The 19,807-nt window shown below is 72.0% G+C and carries 19 protein-coding genes and 1 pseudogene; 7 read left to right on the forward strand and 13 right to left on the reverse strand.

Going from position 1 to position 19,807, the window contains the following annotated elements; all coding sequences use genetic code 11:
- Position 1 precedes the first annotated feature (1 nt).
- Positions 2 to 595 carry a histidine phosphatase family protein gene (locus tag ACI2LY_RS05610; RefSeq protein ID WP_404706007.1) on the forward strand — a complete coding sequence of 198 codons (594 nt, stop codon included), beginning with the start codon at positions 2 to 4 and terminating at the stop codon, positions 593 to 595.
- 122 nt (positions 596 to 717) lie between these two features.
- On the forward strand, positions 718 to 1,368 hold the full coding sequence (locus ACI2LY_RS05615; RefSeq protein ID WP_404706008.1) for a TetR/AcrR family transcriptional regulator: 651 nt from the start codon (positions 718 to 720) through the stop codon (positions 1,366 to 1,368).
- On the opposite strand, the gene ACI2LY_RS05620 is transcribed toward ACI2LY_RS05615, so the two are convergent.
- Positions 1,365 to 1,802: a PPOX class F420-dependent oxidoreductase gene (locus ACI2LY_RS05620; protein WP_404706009.1), complete on the reverse strand. Its 438-nt coding sequence runs from the start codon at positions 1,800 to 1,802 to the stop codon at positions 1,365 to 1,367. The two genes, ACI2LY_RS05615 and ACI2LY_RS05620, sit on opposite strands and share 4 nt — an antisense overlap.
- An 84-nt stretch (positions 1,803 to 1,886) precedes the next feature.
- Here ACI2LY_RS05620 and ACI2LY_RS05625 point away from each other — a divergent pair, with 84 nt between their 5' ends.
- The 3 genes from ACI2LY_RS05625 to ACI2LY_RS05635 are packed head-to-tail and all read left to right on the forward strand — an operon-like array spanning position 1,887 to position 5,090.
- On the forward strand, positions 1,887 to 2,468 hold the full coding sequence (locus tag ACI2LY_RS05625; protein WP_404706010.1) for a TetR/AcrR family transcriptional regulator: 582 nt from the start codon (positions 1,887 to 1,889) through the stop codon (positions 2,466 to 2,468).
- A complete protein-coding gene (locus ACI2LY_RS05630) occupies positions 2,465 to 3,814 on the forward strand; it encodes an MFS transporter (protein ID WP_404706011.1) in 1,350 nt (449 codons plus the stop codon). Before ACI2LY_RS05625 ends, ACI2LY_RS05630 begins: the two co-directional genes overlap by 4 nt.
- Positions 3,815 to 3,866: 52 nt before the next feature.
- A complete protein-coding gene (locus tag ACI2LY_RS05635) occupies positions 3,867 to 5,090 on the forward strand; it encodes a serine hydrolase domain-containing protein (RefSeq protein ID WP_404706012.1) in 1,224 nt (407 codons plus the stop codon).
- 71 nt (positions 5,091 to 5,161) lie between these two features.
- Here the strand turns inward: ACI2LY_RS05635 and ribA are convergent, their stop codons facing one another.
- Positions 5,162 to 5,821, reverse strand: a complete 660-nt coding sequence (ribA, locus tag ACI2LY_RS05640; RefSeq protein WP_404706013.1) for a GTP cyclohydrolase II — start codon at positions 5,819 to 5,821, stop codon at positions 5,162 to 5,164.
- Positions 5,822 to 5,860: 39 nt separating this feature from the next.
- On the opposite strand from ribA, the gene ACI2LY_RS05645 reads away from it, so the two are divergent.
- Positions 5,861 to 6,637, forward strand: coding sequence for a creatininase family protein (locus tag ACI2LY_RS05645; RefSeq protein ID WP_404706014.1), 777 nt, complete (start codon positions 5,861 to 5,863; stop codon positions 6,635 to 6,637).
- 53 nt (positions 6,638 to 6,690) lie between these two features.
- Here ACI2LY_RS05645 and ACI2LY_RS05650 read toward each other — a convergent pair.
- From ACI2LY_RS05650 to ACI2LY_RS05670, 5 genes and pseudogenes are all read right to left on the reverse strand, one after another.
- Positions 6,691 to 7,665: pseudogene (locus ACI2LY_RS05650) on the reverse strand (lysylphosphatidylglycerol synthase transmembrane domain-containing protein); the annotation flags it as partial.
- The gene (locus ACI2LY_RS05655; RefSeq protein WP_404706015.1) at positions 7,665 to 8,666 is read right to left on the reverse strand and encodes a class I SAM-dependent methyltransferase; all 1,002 of its coding nucleotides are present in this window, start codon (positions 8,664 to 8,666) and stop codon (positions 7,665 to 7,667) included. The gene ACI2LY_RS05655 and the pseudogene ACI2LY_RS05650, both read right to left, overlap by 1 nt.
- Positions 8,663 to 9,847: a glycosyltransferase family 4 protein gene (locus tag ACI2LY_RS05660; RefSeq protein ID WP_404706016.1), complete on the reverse strand. Its 1,185-nt coding sequence runs from the start codon at positions 9,845 to 9,847 to the stop codon at positions 8,663 to 8,665. The genes ACI2LY_RS05655 and ACI2LY_RS05660 overlap by 4 nt, the downstream gene beginning before the upstream one ends.
- Positions 9,844 to 10,242, reverse strand: a complete 399-nt coding sequence (locus ACI2LY_RS05665) for a 6-carboxytetrahydropterin synthase (protein ID WP_161190909.1) — start codon at positions 10,240 to 10,242, stop codon at positions 9,844 to 9,846. Before ACI2LY_RS05665 ends, ACI2LY_RS05660 begins: the two co-directional genes overlap by 4 nt.
- A 116-nt stretch (positions 10,243 to 10,358) precedes the next feature.
- A complete protein-coding gene (locus ACI2LY_RS05670; protein ID WP_404706017.1) occupies positions 10,359 to 11,342 on the reverse strand; it encodes a dehydrogenase in 984 nt (327 codons plus the stop codon).
- Positions 11,343 to 11,449: 107 nt separating this feature from the next.
- On the opposite strand from ACI2LY_RS05670, the gene ACI2LY_RS05675 reads away from it, so the two are divergent.
- Positions 11,450 to 12,238, forward strand: coding sequence for a CDP-alcohol phosphatidyltransferase family protein (locus tag ACI2LY_RS05675; RefSeq protein WP_404706018.1), 789 nt, complete (start codon positions 11,450 to 11,452; stop codon positions 12,236 to 12,238).
- 2 nt (positions 12,239 to 12,240) lie between these two features.
- Here ACI2LY_RS05675 and ACI2LY_RS05680 read toward each other — a convergent pair whose 3' ends face one another.
- The 6 genes from ACI2LY_RS05680 to ACI2LY_RS05705 form a co-directional block, all read right to left on the reverse strand.
- Complete coding sequence (locus ACI2LY_RS05680) at positions 12,241 to 13,005, reverse strand: SAM-dependent methyltransferase (protein WP_404706019.1); 765 nt, start codon at positions 13,003 to 13,005, stop codon at positions 12,241 to 12,243.
- An 86-nt stretch (positions 13,006 to 13,091) separates the two neighbouring features.
- Positions 13,092 to 14,972: a discoidin domain-containing protein gene (locus ACI2LY_RS05685; RefSeq protein WP_404706020.1), complete on the reverse strand. Its 1,881-nt coding sequence runs from the start codon at positions 14,970 to 14,972 to the stop codon at positions 13,092 to 13,094.
- A 118-nt stretch (positions 14,973 to 15,090) separates the two neighbouring features.
- The gene (locus ACI2LY_RS05690; RefSeq protein WP_404706021.1) at positions 15,091 to 16,455 is read right to left on the reverse strand and encodes a GH1 family beta-glucosidase; all 1,365 of its coding nucleotides are present in this window, start codon (positions 16,453 to 16,455) and stop codon (positions 15,091 to 15,093) included.
- Between the two features lie 29 nt (positions 16,456 to 16,484).
- Positions 16,485 to 17,324, reverse strand: a complete 840-nt coding sequence (locus ACI2LY_RS05695; RefSeq protein WP_404706485.1) for a carbohydrate ABC transporter permease — start codon at positions 17,322 to 17,324, stop codon at positions 16,485 to 16,487.
- 10 nt (positions 17,325 to 17,334) lie between these two features.
- Entirely contained in the window at positions 17,335 to 18,318 is a 984-nt protein-coding gene (locus ACI2LY_RS05700) for a carbohydrate ABC transporter permease (RefSeq protein WP_404706022.1), read from the reverse strand.
- Positions 18,319 to 18,323: 5 nt separating this feature from the next.
- Positions 18,324 to 19,640, reverse strand: coding sequence for an ABC transporter substrate-binding protein (locus ACI2LY_RS05705; RefSeq protein ID WP_404706023.1), 1,317 nt, complete (start codon positions 19,638 to 19,640; stop codon positions 18,324 to 18,326).
- Between the last annotated feature and the right edge of the window lie 167 nt (positions 19,641 to 19,807).

Genomic DNA, 19,807 nt, shown 5'->3' on the forward strand with positions numbered 1-19,807 from the left:
CGTGGGGGACCTCCTACTGGTCCGCCACGGCGAGACGGAGTGGAGCAGGTCGGGCCAGCACACCAGCTGGACCGACCTGCCCCTCACCGAGCACGGCGAGGAGCAGGCGAGTTCGCTCGCCCCGCTCCTCGCCGACCGGGACTTCGCACTCACCCTGACCAGCCCCCTCGGCCGGGCCCGGCGCACCGCCGAACTGGCGGGCGTCACCGGCACCGAGACCGAGCCCGACCTGCGCGAGTGGGACTACGGCGGCTACGAGGGCATCACCACCGTCGACATCCACCGCACCCGGCCCGACTGGGACCTGTGGACCGACGGGGCGGTGCCCGGCCCCAAGGGACATCCGGGTGAGTCGCCCGAGCAGATCGGGGCGCGTGTCGACCGGGTGCTGGCCCGCGTGGAGAAGGCGCTCGACGCGGACAACGGCGATGTGCTGCTCGTCGCGCACGGCCATGTGCTGCGGGTGCTGACGGCCCGCAGGCTGGGCCTGCCGCCCAGCGAGGGACGGCTGTTCCAGCTGGCCACCGGCACGGTCAGCCGCCTGTCCACCGAGCATGGGCGCCCCGTGATCGCGGAGTGGAACCGGCAGCCCTGAGCGGCGAGACGGCCCGGAGTGACCAGCTGGTCGCTCCGGGCCGTCTCCATGTCCGGCGGGCCGGGCTTCTACAATCGCCGAGAGACCGGTACCCGCCCCGCCCGACAGCCGGAAGGAACGCGATGACCACCGTCGACGAACCGGCGCATCCCGACCGGCGGTTACCGGACGCCGCCCGCACCCGGTCCGACATCCTCGACGCGGCCACCCGCGAGTTCGCCCGCGCCGGGTACGACGGCGCCCGCGTGGAGGAGATAGCGGCCCGCACCCGCACCACCAAGCGGATGATCTACTACTACTTCGGCGGCAAGAAGCAGCTGTTCGCGGCCGTGCTGGAGCGGGCGTACGGCGCGCTGCACGAGGTCGAGGACCTGCTGGAGGTCGAGCACCTGGACCCGGTCGCCGCCGTCCGGCACCTGGCCGAGGTCACCTTCGACCACCACGAGCGCCACCCGGACCTGGTCCGCCTGGTCGGCATCGAGAACATCCACGGCGGCGAACACCTGGCCGCCGCCCGCCGGTTCGGCCGCATCGACTCCCCCGGCCTCGGCGCACTCCGCCGGGTGCTGGACGCCGGGCGGGAGTCCGGAGCGTTCACCTCCGACATCGACGCGGTCGACCTGCACGCGATGATCAGCGCCTTCTGCTTCTACCGGGTCGCCGGGCGGCACACCTTCGGCGCCCTCTTCGACCGCGACCTGGCCGCCCCCGCCCGCCGCGAGCACTACCGCGCGATGCTGGCCGACATGGTGCTGGCGTACCTCACCCGTTAGCGCTGGGGCACCCCATAGGCGCGGTCCACATGTAGCCGGACCACAAGGCGCTTGTCGCGGACCATGGACGCGCGGTAGTCGTCCCAGTCGTCGTGCTCACCCAGCACCTCGCGGTAGAGCCGCACCAGCTCCTCCACCGTCTCGTCGTACGGGTCGGCGGCGACCGGGCTCAGCTCGGCGGTGCCCTCGGCGACGGTGTACGCCCAGCGATCGGCGCTGGTGACGTAGTAGGAGGCGCGGGGGTCGCGGCGCAGGTTGCGGGTCTTGGCGCGGTCGTCGGTGACGGAGATCCGGACGATCCGCTCGTCCGGGTCGTAGGCGTGGGCGACGTTGGACAGCTGGGGGCGGCCGTCACGCTTGAGCGTGACCAGCACCCCGCCGTGCCCCTCGGAGAGCAGCGCCAGCAATGCGTCCTGCGTCGTGTCCTGAGTCATATCCACGTCAACCCGGCCGGGCTCGGTCGGCATTCCCGGCAGGGACTGTAGACAGTGTCTACGCGATGCTGGTAGACACTGTCTATGAGTACTTCCGACGCCGGTCTCCGGGACCGCCTGGTGGACGCCGGAGTGGCGCTGGTGGCCGCCGAGGGCGCCCAGGCGCTCACGCTGCGCGAGATCGCCCGCCGCGCGGGCGTCTCCCACGGGGCGCCGCGCCGCTACTTCCCCACCCACCTGGAGCTGCTCTCCGCCATCGCCCGGCGCGGCTTCACCGACCTGGGTGCCCGGGCGCGGGCGAGCCTGGACGCGGCGGACGAGGACCCGCGCGATCAGGTGGCGGCACTGGCGCGCACCTATCTGCGGTTCGCGCTGGGGAATCCCGGCATGTATGAGCTGATGTTCCGTCACGATGTGCTGGAGAGCGGCCATCTGGGGCTGCGGGACACCAGCCTGCCCCTCTTCGGGCTGCTGGTGGAGCGGGTCGGCCGGGCCCGCCCGGATCTCGACGCGCGCCGGGTGACGGGCGCCCTGTGGGCCAACCTCCACGGGCTGGCCCAGCTCTGGCGCTGGGGAAGTCTGCAACTGGCGACCGGGGAGGAGGACTTCGGCCCCCTGCTGGAGGCGTGCCTCGCCGCGCACCTGGGGCCGGAGGACCGCGGATGAACCGTCGGCTCGTCCTGGCGTCCAGTGTGGCCGGTGCGGTGCTGGTCGCGTTGGACGGCACGGTGCTCACGGTGGCCCAGCCGCCGTTGCAGCGCTCGCTGGGCGCCTCGTTCGCCGAGGTGCAGTGGACCAGCACCGCCTATCTCGTCGCCGTGGCAAGCCTGTTGGTGTTCGCGGGCAGGCTCGGGGACCGGTACGGGCAGCGGCGGATGTTCGCCCTCGGGATGCTGGGCTTCGGTGCCGCGTCGGCGGGCATCGCGCTCGCGCCGGACATCGGCTGGGTCATCGGGCTCCGGGTCGCGCAGGGGGTGTGCGGGGCGCTGCTCCAGCCCGCCACGCTGGGCATGCTGCGGCTGGCGTACCCGCCGGACCGGCTCGCGATGCCACTCGCCGTGCGGACCAGCGCGATCGGGCTGGCGGCGGCCGCGGGCCCACTGCTCGGCGGGGCGCTGGTGAGCGGGCCGGGCTGGCGGGCGGTGTTCCTGCTCGGGGTGGTCCCGGCCCTGGTCTTCGGGGCGGCCGCGCTGGCGGGTGGCACGTGCGTGAAGGGGGCCGCCGGGCCCGCGCTGGACCTGCCCGGCGCGCTGCTGCTCGCGCTGACCTTGGCGTGCCTGGTGCACAGCCTGGTCGCCTCCGGTGCGGTCAGGGCGGCGGGGTTGGTCGTGGCCGTACTGGCGGGCGTCGCCTTCGTGCGGCGCGAGCGGCGCGCGGCGGACCCGCTGCTGCCGCCCGGTGTGATCGGCTCGGCGCCGGTCGCGGCCGCGCTGGGCGTGCTGATCGCGGTGTCGGCCGCTTTGTTCGGCACCCTCTTCGTCGAAACGTACGTACTGCAGCGGGACTTGGGGCTCGATCCGTTCCAGAGCGCGCTGCGGAGTGTGCCGCTGGCGGTGCTGATGGTGGCCTCGGCGCCTTGGTGCCCGGTGCTGCTGCGCCGGGTGGGCGCGCGGTGGACGGTGGGGGCGGCCACGGCGCTGCTCGCGCTGGGCGGGGCGGTGCTGTCGCAGGCCACGGGCACGGTCGCGCTGGGCTGCGGGTTCGCGCTGCTGGGGACGGGGTTCGGCACGGTGATGGTGGCGGCCACCCATGTCGTCGTACGGCAGGCCGAGGTGACGGTGGCCGGGGTGGCGGGCGGGCTCCAGCAGACGGCGCTGAACATCGGCCCGGTGCTGGGGGTCGCGGCCGCCACCGCGCTGATGGGTACGGGCCCGCGTACCGCGCTGCTCGTGCTCGCCGCCGTCGCGGTCATGGCCGTACCGCTCGCCCGGCTGCTGCCCGGACGCGGAGTCGTGTCGCTCACAAGATCGGCGGGGGACGGGGTACTTGACGGTGATCATGCGCCACGATGAGCGATGAGGCCGGCCCGGCGGCACATGGGTACGGCATGACCCGAGGAGAGCCATGGCACAGCTGCGACAGGAAGTCGCCCCGCAGGACGTGGGGCTGGACGCGAAGGCGCTGGACCGCCTGGACGAGCACGTCGCGCGGCTCGTGGACGAGGGCAGGCTGCCCGGCTTCCTGGTGTCGGTGGCCCGTGGCGGCCGGGTGGCCCATCTGACGACCCGCGGCCACCGCGACCTCGCGGCCGGGCTGCCGGTGGAGACCGACACCCTGTGGCGGATCTACTCGATGACCAAGCCGGTGACGGCGGTCGCGGTCCTGATGCTGGTCGAGGAGGGCCTGCTCGCCCTGGACGACCCGATCGACCGCTACCTGCCCGAGTTCGCCAACCCCCGCGTGTACGTGGACAGTTCGGGGGACGACGTACGCACCCGCCCGGCCGCCGGGCCCATCCGCGTCCGGCATCTGCTCACCCACACGGCGGGCCTGACCTTCGCCTTCTACTACGACCACCCGGTGGACGCCCTCTACCGCGCGGCCGGGCTGGAGTCGTCCGTGCCCTCCGGCGCGGACCTCGCCGAGACCATCGCGGTGTACGCGTCCCTGCCCCTCCAGTTCGAGCCGGGCACCCGGTGGAACTACTCGGTCGCCACCAATGTGCTGGGCCGTCTCATCGAGGTGGTCTCGGGCCGCCCGCTGGACGCGTTCTTCGCCGAGCGCGTCCTCGGCCCGCTCGGCATGACGGACACCGGTTTTCACCTCACCCCCGAACAGGAGCCCAGGCTGGCCGAGTTGTACGGCGAGACCGAGGACGGCGGCATCACCCCGGTGGCGGGACTGCCGGTGCGCGGGCGGCCCCGGTTCCTGTCGGGGAGCGGCGGGCTGGTGTCCAGCGCGGGCGACTACCACCGCTTCATGGAGCTGCTGCGCCGGGGCGGCGAACTCGACGGCGTCCGCCTGCTCTCCCCCGCCACGCTCGCCCTGATGACCCGCAACCAGCTCCCGGACGACGCCGTCCTGCGCGAGTTCGGCGCTCCCGCGCACCAGGAGCGGGCCAACGACGGGCTGGGCTTCGGCTTCAACGTCTCCGTCGTCACCGACCCCACCCGCACGCTCGCCCCCTCCGCGCCGGGCACCTTCGGCTGGACCGGGGTGGCGACCACCGCCTTCTGGGTGGCCCCGGCGCTGGACCTCACCGTGCAGTTCATGACCCAGGTGCGCCCGCGCACCCTGAAGATCTTCCCCGACCTGCGCCGTCTGGTGCACGAGGCGGTCACGGGCTGAACCCCGGCGGGAACGCGAGAAGTCCGGCCGGGGAATCCGGCCGGACTTCTCGCATGGGGGAAGGTAGCGGCTCAGGAGCCGTGGGCCACCGCGTCCAGGTGGGGCAGATGGTGGTCCAGGCGTTCGCGCTTGGTGCGCAGATACGTGATGTTGTTCTCGCTCGGCTCGATCAGCAGCGGCACCTGCTCGGCGACCTCGATGCCGTACTGCGTCAACGCCTCACGCTTGCGCGGGTTGTTGGACATCAGACGGACCGAGCGCACCTTGAGGTCGTGCAGCATCTCCGCCGCCACCCGGTAGTCACGGGCGTCCACCGGCAGACCGAGCGCGAGGTTCGCCTCGACCGTGTCCAGCCCCTCCGCCTGGAGCGCCATCGCGCGCAGCTTGGCCAGCAGACCGATGCCCCGGCCCTCGTGACCCCTCAAGTACAGGACCACACCGCTGCCTTCGGCGACCACCGCGCGCATCGCGGCCGCCAGCTGCTCACCGCACTCGCAGTGCTGGGAGCCGAACGCGTCCCCGGTCAGGCACTCCGAGTGCAGCCGCACCAGCACGCTCTCGGTGCCGATGTCACCGTGCACCAAGGCGACTTGTTCATCACCCCGGTCGTGGTCCAGGTAGCCGATCGCCTGGAATTCCCCGTACACCGTGGGCAGCGGAGTGTTCACGACGCGTTCCGTGCCCGAACGCCGCGGGGTCTTCCCGCCGAAGACGCCGATGTTTTCTGTCATGATCTGATTCCTAAGCAGAGACGAAAGGCCATGGGAAACATGAGTGGTTCGGACGCGCGAGCGGCGGCCTACGGGGTGATGCCCGCGGACACCACCGAGGACGTACGGGCGCGGGGGGAGGGTGTGTCACGTCAGGTCGCCGTCCTTCCCGTGGGGAGCTTCGAACAGCACGGTCCCTACCTTCCGTTGGCGACCGACACGCTGGTGGCCTGTGCCGTGGCCCGCGAGATCGCCGCCGCGTACCCGGTACACCTCCTGCCCCCGGTCACCCTCTCGTGCTCGCACGAACACGCGGCCTGGCCGGGAACCGTCAGTATCTCCTCCGTCACCCTGCACGCGGTGGTGCGCGACATCGCCGACTCGCTGCGCCGCTCGGGCGTGGAGTCGCTCGTCGTGGTCAACGGGCACGGCGGCAACTACGTACTGGGGAACGTCGTCCAGGAGGCGTCCGCGCGGGGCGAGTCGATGGCCCTGTACCCGGCGGCCGAGGACTGGGAGGAGGCACGGGAGCGGGCGGGTGTGGTCACCTCGCTGCTCACCGACATGCACGCCGGGGAGATCGAGGCGTCGATCCTGCTGCACGCTCATCCCGAGTTCCTCCGCCCTGGCCATGAGTCGGCCGACTTCACCGCCGACGACCGTCGCCATCTGCTCACCACCGGAATGTCCGCCTATACCGAATCGGGCGTCATCGGCCGCCCGTCCCTGGCCTCGGCGGAAAAGGGAAAGGGCCTGCTGGCCGCCCTGGTGGAGAACTTCGAGCCGTACTTCCAGCTGCTGACCTCGGCCGGGGAACCGGACACCTCGCGCGGGTAGTCGCGCAGGGCGGCGGCCCAGCGGGCGACCAGGACGACGGCGCCGGGCAGGGCGGCGACGAAGCTGAGCACGCCGTACACCACGGCGACGGCGACGCCGCTGCTCGCGCCGAGTCCGGCGGCGGCGAACGCCCAGGCGGTGACGCCCTCGCGGGGGCCGAAGCCGCCCACGTTCAGCGGCAGCCCCATGGCGACCAGGGCCAGCACGGCGAGCGGCAGCAGCACCGCCACCGACGCCCCGCTCCCGGCCACCCGGGCCGCGACGACGAACATGCCGAGATGTCCGGCGAGGACGACCGCCGAGGACAGCGCGACACCCGGCCCGCTCTCCCGTGACAGCAGCCCCCGCCGCGCCTCCCGTAGCAGCCCGCTCCCTGGTAGCGAGCCGGGACTCCGCCCGGGCGCCCGGTTCATCCGGACGGCGAGGACCACCGCGAGCGCGCCCGCCCCGGCGAGCGCCACCGGCACCGCGAAGGTGCGCAGGTCGTCGCGGACCGGGGACGGCAGGGTCAGCAGCAGGGCCGCGCCGCAGACGGCGAGCGCCAGCTGCCCGGCGACCCGCTCCAGCACGACCGCCTTGACGGCGCGCCGGATGTCCCCGGCGCTCTGTCCGTGCCGCACCGCCCGGTGCACGTCCCCGAGGACGCCGCCGGGCAGGGCCGCGTTGAGGAACAGCGCCCGGTAGTAGTCGGCGACGGCGGGCCCCAGCGGCAGCCGGATGCCGAGCCCGCGCGCCGTCAACTGCCAGCGCCAGGCGCTGAACACGGTGGTGACCACGCCGATCCCGAGGGCCGCCAGCACGGTCGCCGTATCGATCCGGCGCAGCCCGTCGACCAGCGGCCCGGTGCCGAGCCGCCACAGCAGCACGCCGAGGATGGCGACGCCGACCGCGGTGCCGATGTGGGTGCGCAGCGCGTGGCGCGCAGTGACGTTTCCCTCCGGGGTGCCGGGCGGAGGGGCGGGCTCCGACGGCTCCCGTCGGCCGATGTCCGGGGCCTTGGTGACCGCCTCGCCCGTCCGCCCGTTCATCACGCCTCCACCGGCCGGGGCAGGGCCAGCAGGTCGCTGTGGTGCACCACGACCTCCAGCTCGCCCGCCTCGCACGCGGCCAGCCGGTCGCGCAGATAGTCGTCGGCGCGCGTCCGCAGCGCGGGCCGCTCCTCGACGGCCGCGCCGACCCAGCCCCGCAGCCACTGCGCGGTCAGCGCGGCGTGCTCCGGGCCGAGCCGCCACGGGCTGGGGCTGAGCCGTACCGTCGCGCCGTGTGCGTCGAACGCCTCGCCCGCCGCCGTGACCGCGTCCGGGCCGAGCAGTCCGCCCCGGCGCTGGTGGGCGTTGAACGCCTCGGCGAGGTCGGCGTCCAGCGGGTCGGGGGACGCGAACTCCACACGCCCGGCGACGGACAGGGTGAGCAGGGCGGGGCTGCCCGCGCCCGCGCAGGCGGCGGCCAGTGTCTCGATCTCGGCGCGGGTGAGCACGTCCAGCAGCGCGGACGCCGTCACCAGCGAGGCGCCGGACAGCGCGTCCGGGGTGAGCCGGGCGACGTCGCCGCGCCGGGTCTCCACGGTGACCCGGCTGCCGTCGGCGGCGGTGCGCGGGGAGGCGACGGCCGCGAAGTGCAGCAGGTAGGGGTCGCGGTCGTGCAGCACCCAGTGCTGGGCGCCGTCCAGCCGGGCCGCGAGCCAGCGGCCCATGGAGCCGGTGCCGCAGCCCAGGTCGTGGATCACCAACCCGCCTTCCTGGGGCGGGAGTTCGGCCAGCCGCTTGCCCAGCGGTGCCAGCAGGCCGAGGGCCCGCGCGTCCGCGTCGGCCGGTTCCCGGAGCTGGAGCCACTCGGGCGCGTACCGGGGCGCCTCGTCGGGCTCCCCCTCCCGCAGCCGTACGGTGGCCCGCTCGCCGGGGCGGCCGACGGGTCCGGCACCCGCGATGACGTCGGTGCCGGGGTGCTCGGTGGCGTCGTTCACCCGGTGCTCCTCCTGTGCGGCGGTGTCGGCGTCGCCCGGCTGGGTCAGCGTCGTCGGGTCGGTCATGCGGCCCTCCTGGGGGCGCCGGGGAGCCTGCCGATGACCCCGGCGAGGCTGCGGGCGGTGGCGGCCCAGCCGCCGAGCGCGCTGCGGCGGCCGCGGGCGGCGGCCTTGAGGCGGCGGCGCACGTCGGGCTCGCCGAACCAGCCGCGCAGTTCGGCGGCGATGGCGGCGGGGTCCTCCGGGGGTACGAGGATGCCGGGCACGCCGCCGTCGGGGGCGCGGCCGACCGCCTCGGGCAGTCCGCCCACGTCGGTGGCGATGACCGGGATGCCGCGGGCGAGGGCCTCGGTGACGGCCATGCCGTAGGTCTCGGCGTAGGAGGTGAGCACCAGGAGGTCGGCGGCGGCGTAGCTGGCGTCGAGGTCGGCGCCGGTGCGGGGGCCGGTCAGACGCAGCCGGTCGGCGAGGCCGTACCGCTCGATCTGGGCGCGCAGCGTGGTCACGTACTCGGGGTCGGTACCGAGGCCGCCGACCAGCGAGCAGGTCCAGGGCAGGTCCCGTACGGCCGCGAGGGCCTCGACCAGGCGGTGCTGGCCCTTGCGCGGGGTGACGGCGGCGACGCACACCAGGTGGGAGATGCCGTCGGTGCCGGGCGCGAGGGGCGCGATGTCGGCGCCGGGGGCGGCGAGGTGGACGCGGTCGGGGGCGAGGCCGTGGTGGGAGACCAGGCGGCGTACGGCCCAGTCGCTGGTGGCGATGGTGGCGGGCACCGCGCGCAGCACGGCACGCTCGCGGGCGTCGAGGTCGGCGGCGACGGCCGGGTCGAGCCCGGTCTCGTCGCCGAGCGGCAGATGGACGAGGACGGCGATCCGGAGCCGCTGGGCCTCGGGGACGACGATCTCGGGCACTCCGCAGGCGACCAGGCCGTCCAGCAGGACCGCGGTGTCGTCGGGCAGCTGGGCGAGGGTGCGGGCGAGCGACTCGCGGGCGTCGGCGTCGGGGTCCGGCCAGGCGCCGTGAGCGGCGTGCCGGACGACCTGCCAGCCGAAGCCGGGCAGGTCCAGGCAGACCCGGCGGTCGTAGGCGTTGCCGCCGCTGGGTGCGGCCGGGTCGTCGACGCCGCCCGGCATGACGAAGTGCACGGTGCGCAGCGACATGGGGATGATCCCGAGGTTCTCGGTGGCGGCGAGGGGCTGGGCGGGCACGTAGGCGAGGCGGGCCCGGTCCACGGTCAGATCGCTCACAGGTCACGCTCGTAACTCGCCCAGGCGATGTGGGACTCGTGCAGGGTCACCGAGAGCGCGGCCAGGCCCTTCGCGCCCTCGCCGAGCGCGCCCTTGGCGATGCGCTCGGCGAGGCGGTCGGCGACGACCTTGGCCAGGAACTCGGTGGAGGTGTTGACCCCGGCGAACTCGGGGTTCTCGTCCAGGTTGCGGTAGTTCAGCTCGGCGGTGATGGCGCCGAGTTCCCGCGTGGCCAGGCCGATGTCGACCACGATGTTGTCCTCGTCCAGCTGCTCACGGCGGAAGGTGGCGTCCACCAGGAACGTGGCGCCGTGCAGGCGCTGCGCGGGTCCGAACACGTCGCCGCGGAAGCTGTGGGCGATCATGATGTGATCGCGGACGGTGATGCTGAACAACGGACGACCCTCCAGGTGCGGCGCGTCTGATCCCCCGGAGGTTCCCGTCCGGGGGTTGCCTACCAGTACGGCTCTTGGCTTCCCCGTGTTCAGCCCTGTCTCACTCTTTTCTCAGGTCAGGCCGGGTCGGGGTACCGGATGCGGTGACACAGGGCGGGGATCTCGCCCCTCGTCAGGCGGGGCATCAGCGCCGGGAGTTCGTCGAAGTCGCTCTCCCCGGTGATGAGCGCGTCCAGTGCGGGGTCGGCGAGCAGTTCCAGGGCGAGGGTCATCCGTTCGGCGTAACCCCGGCCGGGGCGGGCGGCCGGGGAGACGGTGCCGACCTGGCTGCCGCGCAGGGTGAGCCGACGGGAGTGGAACGCCTCGCCGAGCGGCAGGGTGACGCGCCGGTCGCCGTACCAGCTCAGCTCGACGACGGTGCCCTCGGGGGCGAGGAGTTCCAGGGCGCGGGTCAGGCCCGGTTCGGTGGCGCTGGCGTGGATGACGAGGTCGCGCTCGCCGGTGGCCGCGTCGGGGGTGGCGAAGTCGACGCCGAGGGCCTTGGCGGTCTCGGCGCGGGCCGGGTCGGCGTCGACCAGCTGGAGCCGGATGCCGGGGAACCGGGCGAGCAGGGCGGCGACCGAGCAGCCGATCATGCCGCCTCCGACCACGCTGATCCGGTCCCCGAGCTGCGGGGCGGCGTCCCACAGCGCGTTCACGGCGGTCTCCACGGTCCCGGCGAGCACGGCCCGCGCGGCGGGCACCTGTTCGGGTACGACGGTCACGGCGCTCACCGGAACGACGTAACGGCTCTGGTGCGGGTGGAGACAGAAGACCGTACGGCCGATCAGCGCATCGGGCCCGCGCTCGACGACGCCGACGCTCAGATAGCCGTACTTCACCGGGGCCGGGAACTCGCCCTCCTGGAACGGCGCCCGCATCACGTCGTGTTGGCTCACCGGAACGCCGCCGCGGAACACCAGGGTCTCGGTGCCCCGGCTGACTCCGGAGTACAGAGCACGCACCAGCACCTCACCCTCGCCGGGCTCAGGGAGGGTGACCTCGCGCAGCTCGCCGTGGCCGGGTGAGCTGAGCCAGAACGCGCGGGCGGCGGGGTTCATCGGCATCCTCCTGAACGATCGGGAACTTGCTCACGTACCGAGAAGGGCACAGGCCGCGCACAGTACGCGGCCTTGATCGACTCTGTCACTCGGCCGGAGGATGCGCGGTGGCCCTGAACAACACGTATGACGCGAGGCTCCAGCAGGAGACGGCCGTGGGAGCGGCCGTACAGATCCTGCTGCTCGCCCTGCTCGGCACGGCCATCGGCTTGGGGGTGGCCGGCTGGCTGTCGGGGCTCGCCTTCGCGTTCGCCACCTGGGCGGTGCTCTCGCGCGCCCTGCACCGCTCCGCGCTGCGCTCCTTCGGCCCGGCGAACCGGGTCACCCTCGGCCGGGCCGCCCTGGTCGGCGGGGTCACCGCGCTGGTCGCGGACTCCTTCAGCAGCGCCCCGCCGGTCACGCTCCTGGTCGGCCTGACGGCCGTCGCCCTCCTCCTGGACGGCGTCGACGGCAAGGTCGCCCGCCGCACCGGCACCTCCAGCGCGCTCGGCGCCCGCTTCGACATGGAGGTGGACGCGTTCCTGATACTCGTCCTCAGCGTCTACGTCGCCACCCGCCTCGGCCCCTGGGTCCTCCTGATAGGCGCGATGCGCTACGCCTTCGTCGCCGCCGCCCGCTTCGCCCCCTGGCTGAACGCCCCCCTCCCCCCGTCCTTCGCCCGCAAAACCGTCGCCGCCGTCCAGGGCATAGCCCTCCTCATAGCCGGCTCGTCCCTGCTCCCGCACCCGGCGGAACTCGCCGTGGTCCTGCTGGCCTTGGGGTCGTTGGTGTGGTCGTTCGGGCGGGATGTGGTGTGGTTGTGGCGGCATGGGCGGGCTACGGCGGTCATGCCGGAGGCACAGCCCCAGGAGACGGCTGCCGTACAGACCGCGGTGCTGGAGCTGGCCGTCCGCTGAGCCTAGGGAACCCGCGCCACCCCCACATAGAACCCGCTCCGCTCCTGCACAGGTGCAGGCTCCTCCTGGTACCACTCCGTGGCGAACACCAGACCGGGGTCGACCAGTTCGAGGCCGGAGAAGAAGGGTTCCACCTCTGCTCGGGTGCGCATGCGCAGCGGGATCGTGCCCTTCTTGTAGGCGTCCTCGACCTGTTGGCGGAGGTCGGGGTGTTGGTCGGCCGTGCCGTGGGAGAGGACCAGGTAGCTGCCGGACGGGAGGGCGGAGAGGAGGGTGCGGGTGAGGGCGTAGGGGTTCTCGGTGTCGGGGAGGAAATGCATGAGGGCGATGAGGGAGAGGGCTACGGGGCGGTCGAAGTCCAGGCGTTCGCGGGCGTGGGCGAGGATCGCCTCCGGGTGGCGTACGTCGGCGTGGATGTAATCCGTCGCGCCCTCCGGGGTGCTGACCAGGAGTGCTTCGGCGTGGCGCAGCACGATCGGGTCGTTGTCGACGTAGACGATCCTCGACTCCGGGCGGATCGCCTGGACGATCTGGTGCAGGTTGGGCTCGGTGGGGATGCCGGTGCCGATGTCGAGGAACTGGTCGATGCCCCGCGCCGCCAGCCATGCGGAGGCGCGGTGCATGAACTCCCGGTTGCGGGCCGCGCTGCGCCGGGACTGTTCGGGCAGCGTCTCCCCTATCCGCTGGTCGACCGGGTAGTTGTCCTTACCGCCCAGCAGCCAGTCGTAGACGCGGGCGGGATGGGGCTTGCTGGTGTCGATCTGCACGGACACTCCTCCGGCGCGAGAAACACGGCAGTCACCGAACTGGCCTGTGCCGAAAGAGTATCCGCCGGACGTCGGACGCCGTGCGGCTACCGCTTCTGCTCCACCCGCACCCAGTCCACCTCCGCCTGCACTCCCCCGGCGGCGATCCGGTCCACGCTGGACTGCGGCAACCCCCAGTACGGCGAGGTGACCTGGTTCCAGCCTGCCGGGTAGGCGCCGCCCAGGGCGAGGTTCAGGATGACGTACTGGTTGTGGTCGAACACCCACTTCCCCCGCGTCGATTCCAGCTTGTTGCGGGTGGTCTCCTGGACGAGGCGGTCGTCGACGTAGAACCGCATCGCGGTCGGCGTCCACTCGGCGGCGTAGGTGTGCCACTGGTCGGCGCGGCCGCCGTTCGGGTAGGTCTGGCGGGCGCCGATGTTGCCGTCGGCCGAGTAGCCGGGCCCGTGCAGCGCGGAGCTGGTCCAGTCGCCGTAACCGATGTTCTCCATGATGTCGGTCTCGCCGGACGCGGGCCAGGAGACGGACGGGTCGTCCACGTTGCTGCCCAGCAGCCAGAAGGCGGGCCAGAAACCGTCGCCGACCGGCAGCTTCATCCGGGCGCTGACCTTGCCGTAGCTGAAGTCGAACTTGGTGTTGGTGTCGACGCGGCCGGAGGTGAAGTCGTACGTGCCGCCGCCCGCCTTGGTGCAGCCCTTGCAGTACTTCGCCCGGAGGATCAACTCGCCGTTCTCGGTACGGATGTTGTCGGCGGAGTCGACGTACGCCTGGGACTCACCGTTGACCGAGCCCATCTCGGAACCGGTGCGCACCACACGCCACTTGGCGCGGTCGAGGGCCGTACCGGTGAAGTCGTCGAAGAACGTGGTCTGGTAGGTGCCTGACTGGTCGGCGGAGAGTGCCGGGTAGGCGGCCGAGGCGCTGCCACCCGTGCCCCAGACCTGGAACTCGTAGAGGGAGTAGCCGAATTGCGCGGTGTAGGGCGCCGGGTTGTAGAAGGAGCGGCGCTCCTTGCCGAGCATGCGGACGTAGCGGCCGGTGGCCGGGGTCGGGAGGGTGACCGTGTCGTGCAGTCCGGCCGCGTCGCCGGGGGCCTGGACGTTGGCGCGGCGGGCGGAGACCTCGGCGGCGGACGGCTGGTGCACCGTGCGCCAGGTGCGGTTGTCGTCGGAGACCTGGAGCAGGTAGTCGACGGCGTAGGCCGACTCCCAGTAGAGGTCGACGGAGGAGATCGTGGAGCTGGCGCCGAGGTCGACCGACACCCAGCGGTCGGCGTTCCAGTCGCTGGACCAACGGGTGCTGTCGCCCTTGAGGTTGGCGGGCCAGCCGCCGTCGGTGACGAACGCCGGTGAGTTGCCCGCGTGTTGGTAGAGGTTGGAGTACGCCGGGTGGTTGAGCGCGAGGTTGGTGCGGGTGGTGGAGGCGGGCGCGGGTTCGCCGCCGTAGACCTTGAAGGAGTAGAGCGAGTAGCCGTAGGGCGTGGCGCGTTCGAGGCCGCGGAGACGGACGTAGCGGCCGGTCACCTCCTGCGGGTAGGTGTGCGCGGTGACGGAGCCGCCGGTGCCCGCGGTCTCGGTGTAGAACGGCGTCCAGTCGGTGCCGTTGCGGGAGACCTCCAGCACGTATCTCTTGCCGTACGCGGCCTCCCAGTCGAGGACCACGCGGTCGACGCGGATCGTGCTGCCGAGGTCGACGCGAATCCAGGCGTCGTCGGCGAAGTTGCTGGACCAGCGGGTGGTGCCGTTGCCGTCGAAGGCGAGCGCGGCGGCGGTCCCGGCGTTCTCGCTGCCGGAGGCGGTGACGGCGACGGGGTCGGCGGCGTAGGCGGTGGCGGCGCGGTCGGTGTCCCAGGTGGCGGCAGCGGCGGCCGGTGCGGCGGTGGCGGGGGCGGTCAGGGCCGTGGTCCCGGCGAGCAGGGCGACGGCGGCGAGTGCGGTGAGCAGGGTGCGGGGGGTGCGTGACGGCATGCGGCTCTCCTCGGGAGGATCTGTCGGCGGTGCGGGGTGCCTGGACAGTTCGGTGCCTGGTGCGTGTCACATGGAAGGCGGGGGGCGGGCACGGGGGAGCGCGCCCGCCCCGGGTGGCTCAGGCGGCGCGGCGCCCGAGCTTGCGGTGGGTGTCGATGATCTCCGCGTACCGGCGCCCGCTGGCCTTGATCGTGCGGGCCTGGGTCGCGTAGTCGACGTGGAAGAGGCCGAAGCGCTTGTCGTAGCCGTACGCCCACTCGAAGTTGTCCATCAGGGACCAGGCGAAGTAGCCCGCGAGCGGGGCGCCCTTGCGGGCGGCGGAGGCGCAGGCGGCGAGGTGGCTCTCGAGGTAGGCCCGGCGCTCGGGGTCGTCGACGGTGCCGTCCGGGCCGACCAGGTCGGGGAAGGACGAGCCGTTCTCGGTGACGTAGATCTTGCGGGCGCCGTACTCCTCGGTGAGGCGCAGCAGCAGCGTCTCGATGCCGCTCGCGTCGATCTCCCAGTCCATGCCGGTACGCGGTACGCCCTCACGGCGCACGGAACGGGCGTACGGGGCGGGCCCCTTGGGGTCGTCGGCGACGTGGGCCGGCATGTAGTAGTTCAGGCCCAGCCAGTCCAGCGGGGTGGCGATGATCTCCAAGTCGCCCGGCTTCTGCGGCAGTTCCACGCCGTACACCTCGACCATGTCGGCGGGGAAGCCCCGGCCGTGCACCGGGTCGAGCCACCAGCGGTTGACGTGGCCGTCCTGCCGGTGCGCGGCGGCCATGTCCTCGGGGCTGTCGGTGGCGGCGTGCACGGTGGAGAGGTTGGTGACGATGCCGATCTCGGCGTCGGGCGCGGCGGCGCGGATCGCCTGGGTGGCGAGGCCGTGGCCGAGGAGCAGGTGGTAGGAGGCGCGGACGGCCGCGGTGAGGTCGGTCCAGCCGGGGGCCATCTTGCCTTCGAGGTGGCCGATCCAGGCCGAGCAGAGGGGTTCGTTGAGGGTGGCCCAGTGGGTGACGCGGTCGCCGAGGCGTTCGGCGACGGCGGAGGCGTACGCGGCGAAGTGTTCGGCGGTGTCCCGCTCCGGCCAGCCGCCCCGGTCCTGGAGCACCTGCGGCAGGTCCCAGTGGTAGAGGGTGACGGAGGGGGTGATGCCCGCCTCCAGCAGCGCGTCGGTCAACTCGTCGTAGAAGGCCAGCCCCTTGGGGTTGACCGGGCCGTCGCCGCCGGGCATCACGCGCGGCCAGGCGACCGACAACCGGTAGGTGTCGACGCCCAGTTGGCGCATCAGGCCGAGGTCGTCGCGCCAGCGGTGGTAGTGGTCGCAGGCGGTGTCGCCGTTGTCGTCGCCGTCGATCTTGCCGGGGGTGTGCGAGAAGGTGTCCCAGATCGACGGCGAGCGGCCGTCCTCGGTGACGGCGCCCTCGATCTGGTACGCCGAAGTGGCCGTGCCCCAGCGGAAGTTGTCCGGGAGGGCGGCGAGGTCGATGGGCTCGGACATGGAAGTCCCTTCGAGGTGCGGGGAGTCGGTCACTTGACGGCGCCCGCCGTCAGTCCGGTGACGAGATAGCGCTGGAGCAGCAGGAACCCGGCGACCACGGGGACGCTGACGACGAGCGAGGCGGCCATGATCTGGTTCCAGTAGACGTCGTAGAGGGTGGAGTAGCCCTGGAGTCCGACGGCGAGGGTGCGGGTGGTGTCGTTGGTCATCACGGACGCGAAGAGCACTTCTCCCCACGCGGTCATGAAGGCGTAGACGGCGACGGCGACGATGCCGGGGACCGCCGCGGGTACCACGACCCGGAAGAGGGCGCCGAGCGGGCCGCAGCCGTCCACGAGGGCCGCCTCGTCGAGGTCGCGCGGCACCGAGTCGAAGTACCCGATCAGCATCCAGATGGAGAACGGCAGCGAGAAGGTCAGGTAGGTCAGGATCAGCCCGCCGCGCGAGCCGAACAGGGCGATCCCGGTGGCGTTGCCGATGTTGATGTAGATCAGGAACAGCGGGAGCAGGAAGAGGATGCCGGGGAACATCTGCGTGGACAGCACGGTGACCGTGAAGACGCGCTTGCCCCGGAAGTCGTAGCGGCTGACGGCGTAGGCCGCGAAGACGGCGATGACGACCGAGCAGATCGTGGCCGAGCCCGCGACGATCAGCGAGTTCACGAAGTACCGGGCGAGCGGCACCGTGGACCAGATGTCGATGTACGGCCGGATCGTCAACTCACTGGGAATCCAGCGGAACTTGTCGGTGACATCGGCGAGCGGCTTGAGCGAGCTGGAGACCATCACATAGACGGGCAGCAGGACGAAGCCGGTGAGCAGGGTGAGGAAGATCCGGCGGGACCAGAGGAACGAACGCGGGGGCGCCATGGGCGACGAGTCAGCCATTTCCGGCCCTCCTTCCGCGTGAGGTGAACAGCAGGTATCCGCCGGTCACGGCCAGCAGGAAGAGCAGCAGCAGGACGGACATGGCGGAGCCGGTGCCGAAGTCCCAGGTGAGGAAGGTGGTTTGGTAGATGTGCACGGAGATGAGGTCGGCCGCTTCGGGTGCCGCCCGGCCGAACAGGACGTAGGGCGTGTTGAAGTCGTTGAACGTCCAGAGGAACAGCACCAGGACCAGTACCTGGTTGACCGGGCGCAGGGACGGCAGGGTGATGCGGCGGATCTGCTGCCACAGTCCGGCGCCGTCCAGGGCGGCGGCTTCGTAGAGTTCGCGCGGGATGTTCTGCAGCCCGGCCATCACGATGAGGAAGGCGAACGGCCAGCCCTTCCACACCGAGACGGTGAGCAGGGCGTAGAAGCTGTTGTCGCCGATGAGCCAGAAGGACGGCTTGTCGGTGAGGTGCAGCTGGTCGTGCAGGACGTGGTTCACCAGGCCGTTGTCGTGCTGGAACATGAACACCCAGGTGATGACGGCCGCGTAGACGGGCAGCGCGTACGGCACCAGGAACAGGGCCCGCAGGATGCCGCGGCCCCGGAAGGTGTCCTGCATGAAGACGGCGGCGGCGGTGCCGAGCGCCCAGCACAGGGCGACGGAGAGCAGGGTGAAGCCGACGGTGACGGCGAACGAGCGCAGCAGCGCCTCACCGGCGGGGGCGTCGAAGTCCACGGCCACGCGGTAGTTACTGAGGCCGTTCCAGGGAGCGTTGCTCCAGTCGCGCAGGGTGAAGCGGGTGATGGCCCGGAAGCTCATCAGGGTGCCGATGACCATCGGGACCAGATGGACGAGGAGTTCGAAGACCAGGGCGGGCAGCAGGAGCAGGTACGGGAGCGCGGTGCGGCGGGACCGCCCGGTGCGGCGCGGGCCGCGCGCCGCACCGGGGGTGTCCTCGCGCACCGGTTCCTCGAGAACGGTGGAGGTCATGGACGTCAGGCCGCCGGCATCTGCTGCTGGGCCTTCTCCAGCTTGGCCTTGACGGAGGCGGTGGTGACCGCGCGCCCGGCGGCGGCGTCGGCGAACAGGTCCTTCACCGCGGTGCCGACGGCCGTCTCGAACTGCGACTCGGTGGCGACCTGCGGCAGCGCGGCGGCGCTCTTGGCGAGGGTGTCCTTCAGCACGGCGGTGGACGGCCCGTCGAACGCCGAGTCCGCCTGCGCGGCCTTGACCGGCGGGATGGAGCTGTACGCCTTGTTGAGGATCTTCTGCTCGGCGTCGCTGGTCATGAACTTCACGAACTCGGTGGCGCCGTCGAGGTTGTGGCTGTCCTTGAAGACGGCGATGTTGATGCCCGCGGCCATCGAGTTGACCTGGGCGCCGGGTCCGGGGGCACCCTTCTGGACGGGGACGGGGGCGACACCGTAGGCGTCGTCCTTCATGCCCTGGGACTTGAGGTTGGCGGCGGCGGACTGCCAGAGCAGCATGGCCTGCTTGCCCTTGGCGAAGTCGCTGACGGACTGGTTCTGCGCGTACTCGGCGTTGCCCGGCGGGATGACCTTGTCCTTGGCCATGAGGTCGACGTACTGCTTGACGGCGTCGACCACCTTGGGGTTGGTGAAGTCGGGCTTGCCGTCGGCGGAGAAGAAGTCGGCGTCGTGCTGCTTGGCGAAGACGAAGACGTGGTGGATGTTCTCGGAGAGGTTCGAACCCTCGGCGCCGAGCACGGACTTGCCCTTGGCCCTGATCTTGGCGCCGTCCGCGACGAGTTCGTCCCAGGTGGCCGGGGGCCCGGCTATCCCGGCGTCGGCGAAGATCTGCTTGTTGTAGTAGAGGGCGTACGACATCGAGTACAGCGGTACGGCGGCCGGGTCCTTGCCCTCGGCGCCGGTGGAGCCGAGCGCGGGGTCGACGAAGCGGTCCCGTCCGCCGATCTTGGCGAAGTTCTTGGCGTCCCAGGGCAGCAGCGCGCCGGTCGCCTGGAGGGAGGCGCTCCAGGTGTTGCCGATGTTCAGCACATCGGGGCCCTGGCCGGAGGTGGTGGCGGTGAGGATGCGGTTGAGCAGATCGGACCAGGGCACGACCTCGACCTTGACCTTGATGCCGGTCTGCTGCTCGAACTTGTCCAGCTCGGGCTGGAGTACCTGCTTGTCCACGGCGACGCTGGCGCCCTGGTTGGAGGCCCAGTAGGTCAGCGTCTTGGACGAACCACCGGCCCCGTCCCCACTGCCCGTACCTCCTCCGCACGCCGTTGCCGCGAGGGCGAGAGACATGACGACGGCGCCTGTGGCCGCGGCTCGGATGCTGCGCATGGCTCCAGCTGTCCCTTTCCGGGAGAGAGGCCCCGAAAACCGCGTGGGCTTCTCAGGGCTTAATTTAGGACGTGAGTTAATCCGCCGGAGGGGGGTGCGTCAAGGGATGCGGCACGGGTAGGTGCGGGGGTCTCGCGTTCTGAGAAGATCACCCGTCAACTGTTCTG

The organism is Streptomyces sp. NPDC002176 (genome assembly GCF_044903645.1).
In the GTDB taxonomy this organism is placed as follows: Bacteria; Actinomycetota; Actinomycetes; order Streptomycetales; family Streptomycetaceae; genus Streptomyces.